At 44.0% G+C, this 18,327-nt stretch carries 23 protein-coding genes; 3 read left to right on the forward strand and 20 right to left on the reverse strand.

The annotated features are described in order from the left end of the window. Positions 1 to 635 precede the first annotated feature (635 nt). The 18 genes from rplQ to MHN32_RS14685 all read right to left on the reverse strand — a co-directional run bounded on the left by rplQ (position 636) and on the right by MHN32_RS14685 (position 10,570). Positions 636 to 1,034, reverse strand: a complete 399-nt coding sequence (rplQ, locus tag MHN32_RS14600) for a 50S ribosomal protein L17 (RefSeq protein ID WP_010606804.1) — start codon at positions 1,032 to 1,034, stop codon at positions 636 to 638. 39 nt (positions 1,035 to 1,073) lie between these two features. After that, positions 1,074 to 2,060, reverse strand: coding sequence for a DNA-directed RNA polymerase subunit alpha (rpoA, locus tag MHN32_RS14605; RefSeq protein WP_010378288.1), 987 nt, complete (start codon positions 2,058 to 2,060; stop codon positions 1,074 to 1,076). A gap of 24 nt (positions 2,061 to 2,084) precedes the next feature. Continuing rightward, the gene (gene rpsD, locus MHN32_RS14610; protein ID WP_017218390.1) at positions 2,085 to 2,705 is read right to left on the reverse strand and encodes a 30S ribosomal protein S4; all 621 of its coding nucleotides are present in this window, start codon (positions 2,703 to 2,705) and stop codon (positions 2,085 to 2,087) included. A gap of 21 nt (positions 2,706 to 2,726) precedes the next feature. Then, on the reverse strand, positions 2,727 to 3,113 hold the full coding sequence (rpsK, locus tag MHN32_RS14615; protein WP_010378285.1) for a 30S ribosomal protein S11: 387 nt from the start codon (positions 3,111 to 3,113) through the stop codon (positions 2,727 to 2,729). 13 nt (positions 3,114 to 3,126) lie between these two features. After that, positions 3,127 to 3,483, reverse strand: a complete 357-nt coding sequence (rpsM, locus tag MHN32_RS14620) for a 30S ribosomal protein S13 (RefSeq protein WP_010378282.1) — start codon at positions 3,481 to 3,483, stop codon at positions 3,127 to 3,129. 131 nt (positions 3,484 to 3,614) lie between these two features. Then, positions 3,615 to 3,728, reverse strand: a complete 114-nt coding sequence (rpmJ, locus tag MHN32_RS14625) for a 50S ribosomal protein L36 (RefSeq protein WP_002959476.1) — start codon at positions 3,726 to 3,728, stop codon at positions 3,615 to 3,617. A gap of 22 nt (positions 3,729 to 3,750) precedes the next feature. Then, positions 3,751 to 5,079 carry a preprotein translocase subunit SecY gene (gene secY / locus MHN32_RS14630; protein WP_010606805.1) on the reverse strand — a complete coding sequence of 443 codons (1,329 nt, stop codon included), beginning with the start codon at positions 5,077 to 5,079 and terminating at the stop codon, positions 3,751 to 3,753. A gap of 11 nt (positions 5,080 to 5,090) precedes the next feature. Beyond that, positions 5,091 to 5,525, reverse strand: coding sequence for a 50S ribosomal protein L15 (rplO, locus tag MHN32_RS14635; RefSeq protein WP_095728863.1), 435 nt, complete (start codon positions 5,523 to 5,525; stop codon positions 5,091 to 5,093). Positions 5,526 to 5,529: 4 nt separating this feature from the next. After that, positions 5,530 to 5,709 carry a 50S ribosomal protein L30 gene (gene rpmD / locus MHN32_RS14640; RefSeq protein ID WP_010378276.1) on the reverse strand — a complete coding sequence of 60 codons (180 nt, stop codon included), beginning with the start codon at positions 5,707 to 5,709 and terminating at the stop codon, positions 5,530 to 5,532. 6 nt (positions 5,710 to 5,715) lie between these two features. Next, positions 5,716 to 6,222 (reverse strand): 30S ribosomal protein S5, encoded by a 507-nt coding sequence (gene rpsE / locus MHN32_RS14645; protein ID WP_010606806.1) that lies wholly within the window; start codon positions 6,220 to 6,222, stop codon positions 5,716 to 5,718. A gap of 9 nt (positions 6,223 to 6,231) precedes the next feature. Continuing rightward, positions 6,232 to 6,582: a 50S ribosomal protein L18 gene (gene rplR, locus MHN32_RS14650; RefSeq protein ID WP_010378271.1), complete on the reverse strand. Its 351-nt coding sequence runs from the start codon at positions 6,580 to 6,582 to the stop codon at positions 6,232 to 6,234. Between the two features lie 9 nt (positions 6,583 to 6,591). Next, a complete protein-coding gene (gene rplF / locus MHN32_RS14655; RefSeq protein WP_102057674.1) occupies positions 6,592 to 7,122 on the reverse strand; it encodes a 50S ribosomal protein L6 in 531 nt (176 codons plus the stop codon). A gap of 13 nt (positions 7,123 to 7,135) precedes the next feature. Continuing rightward, positions 7,136 to 7,528: a 30S ribosomal protein S8 gene (gene rpsH / locus MHN32_RS14660; protein WP_010378266.1), complete on the reverse strand. Its 393-nt coding sequence runs from the start codon at positions 7,526 to 7,528 to the stop codon at positions 7,136 to 7,138. A gap of 20 nt (positions 7,529 to 7,548) precedes the next feature. Continuing rightward, positions 7,549 to 7,854 carry a 30S ribosomal protein S14 gene (gene rpsN / locus MHN32_RS14665; protein WP_010378264.1) on the reverse strand — a complete coding sequence of 102 codons (306 nt, stop codon included), beginning with the start codon at positions 7,852 to 7,854 and terminating at the stop codon, positions 7,549 to 7,551. A gap of 10 nt (positions 7,855 to 7,864) precedes the next feature. Next, positions 7,865 to 8,404 (reverse strand): 50S ribosomal protein L5, encoded by a 540-nt coding sequence (gene rplE / locus MHN32_RS14670; protein ID WP_010378262.1) that lies wholly within the window; start codon positions 8,402 to 8,404, stop codon positions 7,865 to 7,867. Positions 8,405 to 8,419: 15 nt separating this feature from the next. After that, positions 8,420 to 8,734, reverse strand: a complete 315-nt coding sequence (gene rplX / locus MHN32_RS14675; RefSeq protein WP_010378260.1) for a 50S ribosomal protein L24 — start codon at positions 8,732 to 8,734, stop codon at positions 8,420 to 8,422. 10 nt (positions 8,735 to 8,744) lie between these two features. Continuing rightward, a complete protein-coding gene (gene rplN / locus MHN32_RS14680) occupies positions 8,745 to 9,113 on the reverse strand; it encodes a 50S ribosomal protein L14 (protein WP_010378257.1) in 369 nt (122 codons plus the stop codon). 617 nt (positions 9,114 to 9,730) lie between these two features. After that, positions 9,731 to 10,570, reverse strand: a complete 840-nt coding sequence (locus MHN32_RS14685) for a polysaccharide deacetylase family protein (protein ID WP_239422204.1) — start codon at positions 10,568 to 10,570, stop codon at positions 9,731 to 9,733. A gap of 167 nt (positions 10,571 to 10,737) precedes the next feature. Between MHN32_RS14685 and MHN32_RS14690 the strand changes: the two genes are divergently transcribed. Continuing rightward, the gene (locus tag MHN32_RS14690) at positions 10,738 to 13,290 is read left to right on the forward strand and encodes a serine/threonine-protein kinase (protein ID WP_239422205.1); all 2,553 of its coding nucleotides are present in this window, start codon (positions 10,738 to 10,740) and stop codon (positions 13,288 to 13,290) included. On the opposite strand, the gene MHN32_RS14695 is transcribed toward MHN32_RS14690, so the two are convergent. Together MHN32_RS14695 and MHN32_RS14700 are read right to left on the reverse strand one after the other, a co-directional pair. Next, on the reverse strand, positions 13,287 to 13,751 hold the full coding sequence (locus tag MHN32_RS14695) for a hypothetical protein (protein WP_239422206.1): 465 nt from the start codon (positions 13,749 to 13,751) through the stop codon (positions 13,287 to 13,289). The two genes, MHN32_RS14690 and MHN32_RS14695, sit on opposite strands and share 4 nt — an antisense overlap. A gap of 239 nt (positions 13,752 to 13,990) precedes the next feature. Further along, positions 13,991 to 15,934, reverse strand: a complete 1,944-nt coding sequence (locus MHN32_RS14700; protein WP_239422207.1) for an AsmA family protein — start codon at positions 15,932 to 15,934, stop codon at positions 13,991 to 13,993. A 199-nt stretch (positions 15,935 to 16,133) separates the two neighbouring features. Between MHN32_RS14700 and MHN32_RS14705 the strand changes: the two genes are divergently transcribed. Beyond that, positions 16,134 to 17,300 (forward strand): hypothetical protein, encoded by a 1,167-nt coding sequence (locus MHN32_RS14705; RefSeq protein ID WP_239422208.1) that lies wholly within the window; start codon positions 16,134 to 16,136, stop codon positions 17,298 to 17,300. A 269-nt stretch (positions 17,301 to 17,569) separates the two neighbouring features. Then, on the forward strand, positions 17,570 to 18,241 hold the full coding sequence (locus MHN32_RS14710; RefSeq protein WP_010378243.1) for a TorF family putative porin: 672 nt from the start codon (positions 17,570 to 17,572) through the stop codon (positions 18,239 to 18,241). Positions 18,242 to 18,327: the final 86 nt, after the last annotated feature.

Consider the following 18,327-nt stretch of genomic DNA (forward strand, 5'->3'; position numbering starts at 1 on the left):
TCGTTGCTGCTTTGCTTTTCAGCGTAGCGCCCCGTGTCAGTGGGGTCGCATTATAGGGCGATCCGATTTTAGTGCAACCCTTTTTTTAAAGAAAATTGCAAAAAATAGATCGCTCGAGCAAAAAAAAGCCGAAACGTTCATTTTTAACACGTTAATAAGGCATATTAGGCTTTCTAAAGGCGACTTTTCTAGTTTAATTAACACAATTTTCGAATCTACAAATATGTAAGAGAGGTGTGTCTACTATAGATAGCACTTTTTAGTATGGACTTGGTGAACACTATCTATAAAACAAACCGGCCTAAACTGAATCTATTCAGTTTAGGCTGAGGGAATTGAGATAACTCCTAAAAACTACTGTTGTAGAAGATGAATAGCTGTAAGCCCTCTTTTATTTTATCAACTGGACCAAGTTCAATTTTTATGTTGATTAGAGCAGAATACATTGTCGGTAATGTATGAGTTAGCAGTTGCAGGTTCTTCAATTGCTAACTTTATAAATGAAGCTAATAAGAATAGTGACCAAAAGATATGAGAGAGCGTTTAGTTATTATAAACAGACGCAAAAGTCTTAAGGGATATAAAAAGAAAAAGCCGAGCTATGCTCGGCTTTTTTGTGTCTTTAAAAAGACTAATTACTCTGCAGACTGCGCGTCTTCTTGAACTTCTTCTGTCGCTGGGCGATCTAGTAGTTCAATATAAGCCATTGGCGCATTGTCACCTGTACGGAAGCCACACTTAAGAATACGAGTGTAACCACCTGGACGATCCGCGAAACGTGGACCGATCTCAGAGAACAATTTACCAACTACTTCTTTATCACGCGTGCGAGCAAACGCTAAACGACGGTTTGCTACGCTGTCAGTCTTAGCCAGTGTGATTAAAGGTTCAATTACACGGCGCAGCTCTTTTGCTTTAGGCAAAGTAGTTTTGATGATTTCGTGCTTCACCAAAGAACCAGCCATGTTGCTAAACATCGCTTTGCGATGGCTGCTGTTACGGTTTAATTGACGACCACTCTTACGATGGCGCATGACCCTATCCTTCTAACTAAACTAATATAGTAACTTAGATTACTCAGCTAGACTTGCAGGTGGCCAGTTTTCTAGGCGCATACCCAGAGATAGACCACGTGAAGCTAGCACGTCTTTAATTTCAGTTAGAGACTTCTTACCAAGGTTTGGTGTTTTCAGAAGCTCAACTTCAGTACGCTGTACTAAGTCACCGATATATTGAATTTGCTCGGCTTTCAGACAGTTTGCAGAACGTACAGTTAGTTCTAAGTCATCAACTGGACGAAGTAGAATCGGATCGAACTCCGGTTTCTCTTCTTTCTCTTCTGGCTCAGAAACATCACGTAGGTCTACGAATGCATCTAACTGCTCAGCAAGGATAGTTGACGCACGGCGGATCGCTTCTTCAGGATCTAAAGTGCCGTTCGTTTCCATATCGATGATTAGTTTATCTAAGTCTGTACGCTGCTCAACACGAGCTGACTCAACCGAGTACGCAATACGCTCAACCGGGCTGAATGATGCATCTAGCAACAAACGGCCGATTGGACGCTCATCGTCATCAGAGGATAAACGACTAGACGCCGGTACATAACCGCGACCACGCTCAACACGAATGCGCATGCTGATTTCGCTATTGTCAGCAGTTAAGTGACAAATGACATGCTCAGGGTTGGCGATAGTCACATCTCCGTCGTGCTGGATATCAGCCGCAGTCACAGGGCCTACACCAGACTTAGTCAGGGTAAGGAAAACTTCATCTTTACCTTCTAGAGATACCGCTAGACCTTTAAGGTTTAACAGAATTTCAATGATGTCTTCTTGTACGCCTTCTTTCGCGCTGTACTCGTGCAATACGCCGTCAATTTCAACTTCTGTCACAGCACAACCAGGCATAGATGAAAGAAGTATACGACGTAGAGCATTACCTAGTGTGTGGCCAAAACCACGCTCTAGAGGCTCTAAAACTACTTTAGAACGCGTTGAGCTTACAGCGTCGATATCGACTAATCTTGGTTTTAGGAATTCGGTTACAGAACCCTGCATTTTATCCTCTCTTAACTCTTAACTTTACTTCGAGTAAAGTTCGACGATTAGTTGTTCGTTAATGTCCGCAGACAGATCAGAACGCTCTGGTAGACGCTTGAAAGTGCCTTCCATTTTCTTACCGTCAACTTCAATCCAAGTTGGCTTTTCACGTTGCTCAGCCAACTCTAGAGCAGCGATGATACGCGCTTGCTTTTTAGACTTCTCGCGAATTACTACTACATCTTCAGGAGTAACTACGAAAGAAGGGATATTAACAACACGACCATTAACCATAATCGCTTTGTGGCTTACTAGCTGACGTGCTTCAGCACGTGTGCTTGCAAAACCCATGCGATATACAACATTGTCTAGACGTTGCTCTAGAAGCTGTAACAAGTTTTCACCTGTGTTACCTTTAAGGCGAGCAGCTTCTTTGTAGTAGTTACGGAATTGCTTTTCTAGTACACCGTAGATACGACGAACTTTTTGCTTTTCACGTAGCTGTAAACCGTAATCAGATAGACGACCTTTACGTGCGCCGTGCTGACCAGGTGCTGTTTCTAGTTTACACTTAGAGTCAATTGCTCTTACGCCGCTTTTAAGGAACAGGTCAGTACCTTCACGACGACTCAGCTTGAGCTTAGGGCCCAAATATCTTGCCATGTTCTTTCTCCTAACCTATTGTTATACGCGACGTTTCTTCGGTGGACGACAACCATTGTGTGGAATTGGCGTCACGTCAGTGATGTTAGTGATACGGTAACCAGCAGCATTCAATGCACGAACAGCAGACTCACGGCCTGGACCTGGACCTTTGATGAATACTTCTAGGTTCTTAAGACCGTACTCTTGTGCAGCAACACCTGCACGCTCCGCAGCAACCTGTGCAGCGAATGGAGTAGACTTACGAGAACCACGGAAACCTGAACCACCTGCAGTCGCCCAAGAAAGAGCATTACCTTGACGGTCAGTGATGGTCACAATCGTGTTGTTGAAAGATGCATGAACGTGAGCCATGCCGTCAACAACCTGCTTTTTGACCTTTTTACGACGAATTGGTGCTTTTGCCATAACTTACCCCACCTTATTTCTTGATAGGCTTGCGAGGACCCTTACGAGTACGCGCGTTAGTCTTAGTACGCTGACCACGTAGTGGTAGCGAACGACGGTGACGTAAGCCACGGAAACAACCAAGGTCCATAAGACGCTTGATGTTTAGTGTAACTTCACGACGAAGATCACCTTCAACAGTGTACTTGCCAACTTCTTCACGAAGGATGTCAAGTGTTTCGTCATTTAACTCGCCGATTTTAGTAGTTTCAGCGATACCTGTCGCAGCTAAGATCGCCTTAGCGCGAGTTTTACCTACACCATAGATGCTTGTTAAACCGATAACAGCATGCTTATGATCAGGAACGTTAATGCCTGCGATACGGGCCACTAACATATCTCCTATAAATAAACTTGATTATCATCTTGCTGGAAAGCCCGTATAGGATACCCAACCGACATTCAAGTTTTACCAAAGAAACAGGCTAAGTAAAGTTACTCAGCCTGCACGACTTAATTTGCTTAGCCTTGCCTTTGCTTGTGCTTTGGCTCACTGCAGATCACACGTACAACACCTGCACGCTTGATTACTTTGCAGTTACGGCAAATTTTCTTAACGGAAGCACGTACTTTCATTACTCAACTCCGTAAACTGACCTTAACGGCCGTAGCCTTTAAGGTTCGCTTTTTTCAGCACAGAATCATATTGATGTGACATCATATGAGTCTGTACTTGTGCCATAAAGTCCATGATGACAACAACGATAATCAGAATCGATGTACCGCCGAAGTAGAATGGCGTTTGCCATGCCATAGTCATAAACTCGGGCACCAGACAGATAAAGGTTATATACAAAGCACCTGCCAATGTCAGGCGTGTCATCACTTTATCAATGTATTTAGATGTCTGCTCACCTGGACGAATGCCTGGAATAAAAGCGCCAGATTTTTTCAGGTTATCTGCTGTCTCACGCGGGTTAAACACCAACGCAGTGTAGAAGAAGCAGAAGAAGATAATAGCCGCAGCTAATACCATCGCATACAGTGGTTGACCTGGAGTCAATACTGCTGAGATAGCTTGTAGCACATCAGCGACCGGACCTTCACCTTGGCCAAACCAGCTTGCTATTGTACCAGGGAACAAAATGATACTGCTAGCAAAGATTGGTGGAATAACACCCGCCATGTTAACTTTTAGTGGTAAGTGCGTGCTTTGAGCAGCAAATACCTGACGACCTTGTTGACGCTTCGCATAGTTTACAACGATACGACGTTGACCACGCTCGAAGAACACAACTAGGTAAGTTACAGCGAATACGATTACCGCAATCAATAACAATGCTAAAATATGCAGATCACCTTGGCGCGCCATTTCTGCTGTCGAACCAATTGCAGACGGCAGGTTAGCTACAATACCAACAAATATTAGAACTGAGATACCGTTACCGATACCACGCTCAGTGATTTGTTCGCCCAACCACATAAGGAACATAGTTCCTGTGACTAAGCTCACTACAGCTGTGAAATAAAAGCCGAAGCCTGGATTCACAACTAGGCCTTCCATCATGTTAGGTAGACCAGTAGCGATACCTATCGATTGGAATGTAGCAAGCACAAGCGTACCATAACGCGTATACTGGCTTATTTTCTTACGCCCTTGCTCACCTTCTTTCTTAAGCTCTATCATCGCAGGATGTATGTGCGTTAATAGCTGCATAATAATCGAAGCCGAGATGTACGGCATAATACCTAGCGCCAATACCGATGCACGCTCAAGCGCACCACCGCTGAACATGTTGAACATCTCAACAATGGTGCCCTTTTGTTGCTCGAAGAATTCGGCAAGTACAGCGGCGTCAATCCCAGGGATTGGCACAAAAGAGCCCAGACGGTAAATAATGATAGCACCCAATACGAATAGTAATCGGCGCTTCAGTTCCGCAAGCCCACTTTGTGCACTTTGCATATCTTGACCTGGTTTAGCCATAGCGTACTTCCTTAGTCTTCTACCTTGCCTCCGGCAGCTTCGATAGCTTCGCGTGCACCTTTAGACACTTTCATGCCTTTAACAGTAACAGCGCGTGAAACTTCGCCAGATTTTACAACTTTTACGAACTGGATGTTCTTTTTAACGATACCAGCTGCCTGTAACGCGTTTAGATCTACCACATCGCCTTCAACTTTAGCGATTTCGAATAGATTCACTTCTTTAGACACAAGAGACTTGCGTGAAGTGAAACCAAACTTAGGTAGACGACGTTGCATAGGCATTTGACCGCCTTCGAAACCAACGCGTACTTTACCGCCAGAGCGTGACTTTTGACCTTTGTGACCACGGCCACCAGTCTTACCAAGACCAGAACCGATACCACGGCCAACACGCTTACCAGCTGTTTTTGAACCTGCAGCAGGTGAAAGTGTATTCAAGTTCATCGAATTACCCCTCAACCTTAACCATGTAAGAAACTTGGTTGATCATACCGCGAACTGCTGGCGTATCTTCTAGCTCAACAGTGTGATTGATACGACGTAAACCAAGGCCACGTAATGTAGCTTTATGCTTCGGTAAACGACCGATTGAGCTACGTACTTGAGTTACTTTTACTGTGTTTGCCATGGTGTCTTACCCCAAGATTTCGTCAACGCTAAGACCACGCTTCGCAGCAATACCTTCTGGAGAATTCATATTCTCTAGCGCTGCGATAGTTGCGCGAACGATGTTGATCGGGTTAGTTGAACCGTATGCTTTAGATAGTACGTTCTGTACACCAGTTACTTCTAGTACTGCACGCATCGCACCACCTGCGATGATACCTGTACCTTCAGATGCTGGCTGCATGTATACTTTAGAACCCGCGTGGCGACCCTTGATTGGGTGCTGTAGCGTGTTACCTTTTAGTTCAACAGTGATCATGTTGCGACGTGCTTTTTCCATTGCTTTTTGAATAGCAGCAGGAACTTCACGTGCTTTACCATAACCAAAACCTACTTTACCAGCGCCATCACCAACTACAGTTAGTGCAGTGAAGCTAAAGATACGACCACCTTTAACCACTTTAGACACACGGTTTACCGCGATTAGCTTTTCAGCCAATTCAGGCTGTTGTGCTTTTGCTTCTACGTTAGCCATTGTCTACTCCTAGAATTGCAGACCGGCTTCGCGCGCAGCATCAGCTAGCGCCTTCACACGGCCGTGATATTTAAAGCCACTGCGATCAAAAGCGATTTTTTCAACGCCTTTGTCAGCTACGCGCTCAGCGATTGCTTTACCAACTGCTTGAGCCGCTTCGATGTTGCCTGTGCCTTTAACTGTTTCAACAATTGCTTTTTCAACAGTAGAAGCAGCAGCCAGTACATTACCCTCAGCATTGATTACTTGAGCGTAAATGTGACGTGGCGTGCGGTGGATAACAAGACGTGTTGTGCCTTGTTCGATAATATTTCTACGAGTGCGCTTAGCACGACGTAGACGAGCTGTTTTCTTATCCATCGTCTTACCTTACTTCTTCTTAGCCTCTTTACGACGCACGTGCTCATCAGCGTAACGTACACCTTTACCTTTATAAGGCTCTGGTTCACGGTATGAGCGGATGTTAGCAGCTGTTTGACCAACTAACTGCTTGTCTGCGCCTTTAACAACAATTTCAGTCTGGCTTGGAGCTTCGATAGTGATACCTGTTGGGATCTCGAAGTTCACTGGGTGAGAAAAGCCAAGGGTTAAATCTAATGTATTACCCTTAACTGCCGCACGGTAACCAACACCTACTAGCTGTAGTTTCTTCTCATAACCATCGTTAACACCAACAATCATGTTGTTGATTAGCGCACGTGCAGTACCAGCTTGAGCCCAAGCATTAGCAACTTCACGAGGAGCTGTAGTGATAACGTTGTCGTTTAGTGAAACTTCAACCGCATCGTTGATTGTGCGAGTTAATTCACCGTTCTTGCCTTTAACTTTGATGTCCTGGCCGTTAATTGTAACTTCAACACCGGCAGGAACATTGATTGGAGCCTTCGCTATACGAGACATAGTTCCCCTCCGATTAAGCTACAAAGCCAATGATTTCACCACCAACGCCAGCGGTACGCGCAGCGCGGTCTGTCATCAGGCCTTTAGAAGTTGATACGATAGCGATACCTAGACCACCCATTACCTTAGGTAATTCGTCACGTCTCTTATAGATACGTAGACCAGGGCGGCTAACACGCTGGATGTTTTCGATTACAGCTTTGCCTTCGAAGTACTTAAGTTCGATAGTCAATTCTGCTTTTACGTCACCAGATACTGCGAAGTCAGTGATATAACCTTCGTCTTTAAGTACCTTAGCTACAGCTACTTTCAGCTTTGAAGTTGGCATTGAAACAGATACCTTCTTCGCAGACTGACCGTTACGGATACGTGTGAACAAATCCGCAATTGGATCTTGCAAGCTCATGTCTTACTCCCGTGATTCTATTACCAGCTAGCCTTTTTAAGGCCAGGAATTTCACCGCGCATCGCTGCTTCGCGAACTTTAATACGGCTTAAGCCGAACTTGCGAAGGTAACCATGAGGGCGGCCCGTGATGTTACAACGATTACGTTGACGTGAAGGGCTAGAATCGCGTGGTAAAGACTGTAGCTTTAACACTGCATCCCAACGCTCATCATCAGATGCATTAACATCGCTGATGATAGCTTTTAACGCAGCACGCTTTTCAGCATACTGAGTAACTAATTTAGCACGTTTTACGTCACGTGCTTTCATTGAATTCTTTGCCATAACCCTACCCTTACTTTTTGAATGGGAAGTTGAACGCTTCTAACAACGCACGGCCTTCGTCATCTGTTTTCGCAGAAGTAGTGATTGTGATATCCATACCGCGAACGCGGTCTACTTTATCATAATCGATTTCTGGGAAGATGATTTGTTCACGTACGCCCATAGAGTAGTTACCGCGACCGTCAAAAGACTTTGCGCTAACACCGCGGAAGTCACGAATACGTGGCATCGCGATAGAGACTAAACGCTCTAGGAAATCCCACATACGCTCGCCGCGTAGGGTTACTTTACAGCCAATTGGGTAACCTTCACGGATCTTAAAGCCAGCAACTGATTTGCGTGCTTTCGTCACTAGAGGCTTCTGACCAGAGATTGATTCTAGGTCTGCTACTGCGTTTTCTAGAATTTTCTTGTCAGCTAGGGCTTCGCCCACACCCATGTTAAGTGTGATCTTTTCGATCTGAGGGACTTGCATGACAGAGCTGTAACCGAACTTCTCTTGAAGCTCTTTTACCACTTTGTCTTTGTACACTTCATGCAGTTTCGCCATCGTCTACTCCAACTATTAAATAGTTTTACCGGTAGACTTGAAGAAACGGACTTTTTTACCGTCTTCAAATCTAAAACCTACACGATCCGCTTTGCCAGTTTCGGCATTGAAAATCGCTACGTTTGATACGTCGACTGACGCTTCTTTCTCAACAACACCGCCAGCTTGCTGTAGTTGTGGTACAGGCTTCTGGTGTTTCTTGATGATGTTAACGCCTTCAACAAATACTCGGCCAGTTTCAGTAACAACTGAAAGCACTTTACCGCGCTTACCTTTGTCTTTACCGGCTAGTACGATTACTTCGTCATCACGACGGATTTTTGCTGCCATGATCGACTCCTTATAGTACTTCTGGTGCTAGTGAAACGATCTTCATGAACTTTTCAGTACGAAGTTCACGAGTCACAGGGCCGAAGATACGAGTACCAATAGGCTGTAAGTTATCATTTAAGATAACAGCCGCATTGCTATCGAAACGGATTAAAGAGCCGTCTGGACGACGTACGCCTTTTTTAGTACGCACTACTACTGCGTTTTTAACATCACCTTTCTTCACTTTGCCGCGAGGAATCGCTTCTTTAACAGAAACTTTAATGATGTCGCCAACCGCTGCGTAGCGACGGTGCGAACCACCAAGGACTTTTATACACTGCACTTTGCGAGCGCCGCTGTTATCAGCAACGTCCAGCTGAGTTTGCATTTGGATCATCTTAATGACCTCCGGTGTAGTTACAACTCGCCTAGATTTCGTTCAAAATCAAGGCATTTAGGTTAAATTCCACTCAAAAAACTGTGATTATGTCTTTCAAGGGCGGGCAATTGTATCAGCAATGTCGCATCAAAGATAGTTCAATTTTTAATTAATTTAACGCGTTAACATGACGTACCGATTACAGTTTGAGGATATGGCGGCAAGCAATCGAGAATTCAACCACTTGCGCAAATATTAAACAAAGTTTACAGCGAAAATTTTATTTCGATTATTGTTTAGGCATATCGCTTAGTAGGCTGTGAACAAGAATTTCTCATCCTTTTCTCACAAACAAGCTCAAGCTTTGAGCAAACAGCTATATGGAGCGACGAGAGAATTTTAGAAATCGTCAAGTCGAGATAAATCTCGACCTACGGCTCTCTTTTACTTTTGATGTAATCACCCACATTGCTTACGGTGTCTAACCAATAACCGTTTTTAGGGTTCTGTGAGAAGTCGAGATAAATCTCGACCTACGACTCTCTTTTACTTTTGATGTAATCACCCACATTGCTTACGGTGTCTAACTAATAACCGTTTTTAGGGTCCTGTGAGAAGTCGAGATAAATCTCGACCTACGGCTCTCTTTTACTTTTGATGTAATCGCCCACATTGCTTACGGTGTCTAACCAATAACCGTTTTTAGGGTCCTGTAAGTAAGGAATAAGCTGGTCTAACATTTTGGTGTCGACGGTGTACATGCCTTTTTCGCCCACCTCATGTCCAGCAAGAATTATCCAACTGTTATTCGCCCTAAGATGCTCCAGTAGCCCTTTTAGTTCTTCAAAGCTAACACCGTCCATCCTGATTCCGGTGAGTTGCGCAAAGTCAGTATAAGTTGGGTGGTTAGCGGTTTCATCTAACCACGTGCGGCCACTGTCAAAATGCTTCGCAATCACAGGCACATAACTTTTTACTTCAGCGCCGCGACCAACAAAGGTATTACCACAAGGGTATGCAAAGCTTCTAGGTGTTACGCCCAAATGCTTTTCAATATATTTTGTGGTGCTTACTACATCCCGTTCTATGTAGGCCAAATCAACCTGTTCGAGTCCTTTGTCCTTTTCCCTTAGCCAGGCAAAGTTGCCCGTACATAAGTGTTCACTGGTGTGATTGCCTATTTCATGCCCCTGCTTCACAGCGGCTTGCCACAATGCGAGCTTTTCCTTCACCTGTGGTGGCATAACATAAAATGTGCCTTTCACCTTGTGGCGATTGAGTAGCGGCACTCCCACATCAACTTGACTTGGTCTTGCATCATCAAACGTAAGGCTTATTGCGTTACGAGCGTTATTGGGGTAACTAAAGGTTTGCTTGTTACCTGCCGCTATACTAGACGTATTCACGAGCAGAGCGCTTGCCATTAAGGCGGCCAAACTGAAGTGAGAAACTAAATTAGAAGATAACTTTGCCATTTGCTTGTCCTTATTGTTGTTTATCCTTATAACCTACATGCGGCTGTGAGTATGACAAAGTGTTAAATTTTCAACTTGTTATTTGCGACTAAGCCCAACGCAAATGGTACTAATTTAGTATTTTTAGCGATACACTAACCCCAATAATAAAAGAGAAAGACAGCGCTGTGTTGAAGTTAGAAGAATACTATCAGGACGTGATCTTGCTCGCCGAAGGCGGAATGAGCAAAGTGTACCTTGCTACCGACAAAAAATTAGGCCGCCGAGTGGCGGTAAAGGTGATATCACTAACTCAGCACACGCAATCAGATGCACTCAACGAAGCCCGCCTGTTAGCGCGTTTTAACCATCCAAATATAGTACAAATTTATGATGTATTTGAAAGCGATGGGCTAATGGCTTTGGAAATGGAATATGTGCAAGGTGCAACTTTACAGCACTACACAAAAACACACGTATTAACTACCGAGCAAAAAGTCGAGCTACTAAGCCATATTGCCGATGGCCTAGCCTCAGCTCATGGCCAGAACATTCTTCATTTAGACTTAAAACCTGGCAATATACTGGTTAATGAACAGAGCATAGCCAAAATTGCCGACTTTGGTATTTCACAATTAGAAGACAACCAAGCCTCTCGTCCACATACCAGTTACGGTAGTCTCACAGCAATGTCACCAGAGCAACTTCGTGATGAAACGCTAGACAGTCGCAGTGACTTATTCTCATTTGGGCTAATAGCTTATCAATTGTTAGCAGGACATCATCCTTATTTCGAACAAGCTGACGATGGTAGTGACAAGTCTATTGCTGAACAGATCAAGTTCCAGCCATTAAAAGCCAGTGCTAAACGTATTTTAGGTATTCCCCCTGCACTGGCACAGCTCATTGATCGCTTATTGCAATACGACAAAAACGCTCGCCCAAGTAGCGCGAATGAAGTCAGTCAGCAGCTAAAGCAAATTTTACACGCCTTTAGCTACGATAACAGCGAAGCGACAGTGTCACTTGAACAAATAGAGCTACGAGATAGAGCCAGAGAGAAAGCCAAAGCACGTAAAAAGCAACTAGGTATTGCAGCACTTTTCACCTTTTTAGTGTGCTTAGCCGTTGGTGGGTATTGGTATTGGCAGGAAACCAAACCCAAGATCTATATTGCAGCGCTACCGATAAAATTCACTAACTCTTTTCAACTACTTGAAGCGCATCAACAAAACATCGAGTTAGCAATTAACGACGCACTTAAACAACATTTTTTAAGTAATAATGATTACGTCTTCATTTCAGACAGTGAAGTAGATCAAACACAAAAATTTATTGGTGTTGACGCACCATTAAAGGCATTGGGGCGAGCGTTAAATAGTAATGAGCTCATTACGATAAAACTAGACTGTAATATTCAAAGCTGTGACATCGTTATCGACTTAGTTGATGCGTCTAATGGAGCCTTAATTAATAGTGCGCGAACGATGACGTCGAGTGAAAACTACAGCCATGTTTTTGCTATTACAGCCTCGGCCCTCACTTCATTAACCGGAGGCTCAACTGATTTAGCCACTGGCAATAAAACATTACTGAATAACTACGCCACACTGCATGATGCTAGCTTAGTAAAAGGGGCTGACCGCGTTGCGATATTAAAAGAGTTAACAACGCTGATTGATACTGCGCCGGACTTCCTGCCGCTGTATTCACTTTACTCTGAACTCGCAATTCAGTTGTATACAGATAGTTCAAATGATCAAGTACTTCTAAACTGGGAGCAAGTATTACAGCAAGCCCCCAAGAGATTAAAGGCAAGTACAATTATTCAAACTTCCTATCTCGAGTTTTATGCGTTTGTAAAAGACAAGAGCCGTGCCAAAGGAACCTTTTTAGCCATTCAGAATTCAGTCAAGGACGAGTATCAAAAGCATGCACTTATCAGCATCTACTATAATTTAATAAACGATTACGCTTCGGCCCTTCATCACATTGAGCTTGCCTATGAACTTAGGCCGACCTTAAAAGTCATCCGCAATGCAGCCTTGCTCAACATGAAGCTTGGCCAGTATGAAGAAGCCTTACCTTACTTACGAGCAGCCAGCCACTACGGCCCTGACAACCTGAAAACACTAAAGGCCATTGCCGATATCTCTCTTCTACTTGGTAAGCTCCATGACGCAGAGAAATCTTATCAAGCTCTAGTTAATCGCTCATATACAAGTACGGCTACCTTTAATAATTATGCCATTGTATTGATGCTCTTAGGTGATTTAGAACGGGCACTAGAGTTTGCTGAACGAGCGACTCAGTTGGCGCCCAGCAATGTAGAAATCTTACTTAACTATGCAGACATTTACTCCCTAATGGGCGAGAAGGCGAAAGCCAGTGAAGTGTATCAGCAAATTTTAGCCAGTGCTCCAGCAAGCCAAGTTGAAGTCGTACGCATTCAAGCTTTGGCACACCTAGGTCGGAACCAAGAGGCATTAATAGCAATTGATGAATATTTGGCAGAGTACCCCGATTCAGCCGAGGCTTTTTACGTAAAATCGTTAATTCAAACACTGATAGAAGAAAAGTATTCCGCGATGGCTTCACTGAAAAAAAGCATTGATTTAGGCTGGAGCCCGTCTTTTTATCGCCTGTCATGGTTCAAGACACTATGTCACTCGCCATCACTTGAATTAAGAATTGGCACAGAACACTTTACCTATCTGTGCCAAGTGCAAATTACGAATTAGACTGGAGCATCTGGCTCGTCAATTATCACCCTTGGATCTTGAGAGAAATAACGCACAGCACCATTTGCGGAATTGTATTGAGCAACAAGTCTGAACTCAATATTCGAGTTGTTATTCTCTACGAGTGTAACAACCCTCGCATCAGGGTCAGCTGAAAGCGCTTTGATATCATCTTCACTTAGCGTATTCGCAACATTCAATGCTTCAATCTTTACCTCAACCGTTAACTCATCTTTTAATGTGCTTGTAAGGTTATAATTGAAATTGTCTTGCGCTTCGGTAAAAAAAGTACCGTTTTCAGCAAAGCTCCAGCCGGCTTCATCAGTAACGAGCTTATAAGTTAGAACAGCGCTTTCACCCTGAGCTAATTTAAGTTCAACTGGTTTATCGTCATTTGAAAATATCCAGTTACCCTCAGCTTTTGGCGTCACCGTGTATTCGAGTAAAGTAGGTGTACTCATTCTTTTATCCTTCGTTTGTTTATAGAGCTATTCGCATCTATCTAAGCACATGAATAGCAGTAATTCTATTACAGCTGGTTACAACTTATAGGCATAAGTCATCATAAGCTCACTATAACTGCATATAGATAATTAACTCGCGATAAATATAGAACAAGGGCTACCATCGGCAAGCCCTTGTTAAGCTGAAATTGATTTAAAACAAACAGATGAGCTGTTTATTGAAGCGTCATAAAGATCTATCCACCAAACAAACCTTTAAGTTTGTCTTTTACCTTATCCTTAACCTTGTCTTTGGCTTTGTCTTTTGCCGCTTCTTTTAGGTCTAAGCTAGTTTCAACTTTGTGGAATGGACCTTTGATCCGCACCGGAATTTTAAAGCCGGTACTGTCATCGCTGCTGGCTTGCCCTTCAATGGTATCAACAATTCCAGTCACCACACGATAATCAACTAAAGTTTGTGGTAAATCAACGGTGCCCTTGCCTGTCACTCGTAGTAACGGGCTTGCCAACGAGAAGTCATCGTTTTGACCTACGCCTTTGGTAAAGACAAAGGTGCCAGTCATGGCTGAGAAGTCGGTTTTTTGATCTGGGTCGAAATTAGCATTGAGTCCTTGCGATACCGAAGAGAAGTCACCTTTGAGCATCTCTTTGCCCTTACGGATCATCTCAGCAAGGTTTGCGCCTTTTACGCCACCATCTTTGAACTCAAAACCTAATTTACCACCTAGGGCATTCACAAATTGCTTTTGACTGATACCTTGTGTGTTTAACGTCCAATTAAGACTACCTTTGCCCAATACTTTGTCAAAGCCAATGGCATCGGTCAGTAGTGGCTCGGCATTAATTGCCGTTAACGCAAAGTCAGTACTGATGGCATAAGGTTTTGCTGCTGCATTTACAACAACCTTACCTTTACCCTGACCTTCATAGGCTTGGAATTTATCTAGGCTCAGTGTCGCCTTACCTGAGTTAAGTACTAAGCTGATTTGGTTTTCGCCAAGCTTAATTTCTCTCGCACGTAGCCCTGTTGAGGTGATCTTCACATTCGCATTGAGGCTATTAAGTACTGACAAATCAATTGCAGTGTCATCCCACACGATAGGCTGTGCTGGTGCGCCTTCGAGCTCAGGTTGCGTTTGTGGCTTTTCCACAGGTTCTGGCAAATAAGGATTAAGATCTAACATGCCAAGGTCAACGCTCGCGGTAATATCAGGCTTACCAGAGAGAGTGACTTTACTTTGACCCTTTATTACCAATTCGTCCAAGGTCGCTTCTAAGGCATTGAGAGTAAAAACTTGCCCTTGCGTCGTCATTTTAGCGTTTAGGCCAAAGTCATTGAACGCATTTTCTTTGGCTTTTAGATCAACGCCCTGCCACTTAGCTAGCGCTTTTACCGAGTCGCCAGACAAGGCTAATTGACCGCGAATGGTTTTACCTTGCTCTGCAATTTCACCTTTATAGTCAAGGTTGAACAGCGCTGATTTTACTTGTTGTTCAACATTAAAGGTTTCACCTTCGATCGCCTTTGCTGGATTATCGAGTGTAGTAACTAGGTTAAAAGTTTGACCTTGAAAAGTCAGCTTACCGTCGACTTCTAATGGTTGGTACAGTGACGATAACATCACGCTAATGTCTAAATCAGTTACCTGATATTCAGCGCCTGTCACACCGTCAAGATAAGTCACCGAGCCACCATAAATCGCCACTTCGCCAAGGCTAACATCTAAGCCTTCTGGTAACTGCATATTACCTTTTGAGCTGGTTTGCGCCGTGGGCGTGTTTTCTGCACTGGTGGGTAGCAACTGCCAGTTAGCATTACCTTGTTTGTCGGTTTCTAGAATAATTTTAGGATTATTGATCACAAAGCGCTCAAGCTTAGCTTCGCCTGACAGCGCACTTAACCACGGAATATGTACGGCAAGTTGCTCCATGGCGAACATATCTGGGCGACTGCCCGTTGCCATGTTGGCAAATCGCACTTGGTTTAGCTCAATGTGCAGCGTTGGGAAAATACCGATGTCAGAGTCGCCATCGATCGACAGTTTTCTACCTGTCACTGACTCAACCTGTAACGTGACTTGGTCAATAATTGCCTGTTTGGGGATTAAAAACGGGGCTGCGATAACAAGAATAATAATAAGCGCGACAATGGCGCCTACGATTTTAACTAGCCGGTTCATTGCTTTTCCTTCGTAAGGCTTGGTTCTCTTTATGATAACGGCTGTAGTCGAATATACCATGAATAAAGGCAAATAATTTGTACTGAGCGATTGCAACCTTTTGACTAATCGGTATGATCCTCGCCCTTGCCAGTTTTTAGCATCATTAGCTATATTTTACTGGTTGGTTTATTAATCAAACTTGGAGTATCTAACCCGCATGAAGAAACTGCTCATATCACCGTCAAACATGGCCTTGGGCGAACAAGAAAGTCAGATTTATCAAAATATCCTCAAACAGGCCACGGAGATCAGCCTTAATCTGATGGCGGTTAAAGTGGAAAATCACCCTGAAGATTTTCTTGGTTGGTGTTATGAACTGCTTGATGTGGCGAAAAATCGTATCAATTTTGATTTACTGGATGACCATCAATTACCTACAGTGAAAAAGCTACAAGATCTGCTCATCGCAGCGATTAGCTTTTTACAACTCAAAACGTTACGCATTGCGCCTTGGCCTATGGTGGCTGCATTTATTACCAGTCACAAAGAAGTGATTGCACTAGATGAGCAATTAAAACTGATTGAATATCTTAAATCAATGCGCAGCACTCCACTTAAAGATATGATTAAAGAAGATCGCCTCGCCTTTAGCGGTAAGCATGCTGCAAATTTAGATACCAGCGTGTATCAGTTTGACGTGGAGTGGTTTGCCTCCACCAAAAGTGCAAAAGGCTTTCACCAGTTATTAGACGACCTACCGGGTGCTTTTGATGAAGCGCTAGCCACAATCCCGGCAGAAGGTGACGTGACGCTCGAGCATTATCAGTCATTTATGGTGGGGTATTTAAGCGCTTTTGCTGGCAACGAGGAAAAGCCAACGCTTGCACCAGCTACTCGCCTATTAGCAATGCGTCGCCCTGATGTGTTCACTCCAATAACCTCGAGCAAGCTTGACGCTTTGTGCCAAGCGCTTGGTGTTGCTAAACTTAACAATCGCGATTTTGAGCGTTACTGGACCGATGTCGTCAGCACCATTAAAGCAATGCCATGGTATACGATGGCCGCTCCTGTGGATGAATTTGAAACGCAACTTGCTGAAATTAAAGCGCTGCTACCATGCCTGTTTTATTACGCGGATAAAGACACCGCCACTAACTCCAATTACTTTAAGCTACTGCATAAGCCTAAGCGCAGCGGCAGCAGTGGTGGCAAAAAAACAGTACGCCGCGGTAAAGAGTCAGCTGAAGTGTTAGTCGACCGCGCACTCGCGGATGAGTCTATTCCAGAACATATTCGCGCCAAACGTGACTCGATAGTCGCTGAAGTGGAAAAAGGCCGCAGTGTTGATGAAACCATCAGCCTAATGCGCACCATCTTTGGATAACTAACCTAAACTTCAATAACGGCTAGCGCAATCCATAGCTTGCATTAATATCGTGCAAGCTATGGTACTTTGCACCAGCCATGTGCAACATTTATGCAAATCACTCTGTCCTACTTTCGAAACTCAGAAGTTAAATTCCAATATTTTTAATAACATAGAATAAATTCTCCGCTATTTCCTGACATTGGCCTCCCCCTTGCACTTACTCTTTGCAGAAAATGCAATGACAACAACCGAATAATAACTCTGCGTTCAATGGGGAAAACAGAATGAAAAACAAACCTTTGCTTATGCTACTAGGCGGCCTGACTGCGTGCTTTTGTGTCTCTGCTCAGGCGGAAGTGACCGCGAATATTGCGGCAAGCTCAAATTATTACTGGCGTGGTATCACCCAGACTGATGACGGCGCAGCGGTGTCTGGCGGCTTGGATTATAGCAATGAGTCTGGGTTTTATGCGGGCACTTGGGTCTCTAACATCGACTTTGGCGACTCCGCCAGTTACGAAATGGATCTGTACGCGGGTTACGCTGGCGAAATCAAGGGCATGAGTTTTGATTTCGGTTATATCCACTACGCCTATCCCGATGCCAGTGGAGATATTGATTTTGGCGAGATTTACGCCGCGCTTGGCTGGCAATACTTTACTTTTAAACTCAGCCACTTAGCTACAGCGCAAAGCGACTCAACCACAGAAGAAGACATGCTATATGCCGAAGTGTCGGCCAGCTTCCCCATTTTTAAAGACAGTGAATTAACTCTACATATTGGTCGCTCCAGCGGAGATACAGTGCTTGAGTGGACAGGAGAAGACGACGCTTATATGGATTACGGGGTGAGTTTATCTACGCAAGGTTTTACCTTCGGATTAGTAAAAACCGACCTAGACAGTAGTGACGATATTAAAGCATACGTAAGTTATGGATTAGATTTTAATCTGTGATGACCAAAGGTGAGCGGTCCTGTGACAGCCGCATCACCTTATTTTTTACTTGCTGCAACACGTAGGGCCGAAAGGCCCTTTTTTTA

It is taken from the genome of Pseudoalteromonas sp. Of11M-6 (genome assembly GCF_022347905.1).
Lineage (GTDB): Bacteria > Pseudomonadota > Gammaproteobacteria > Enterobacterales > Alteromonadaceae > Pseudoalteromonas.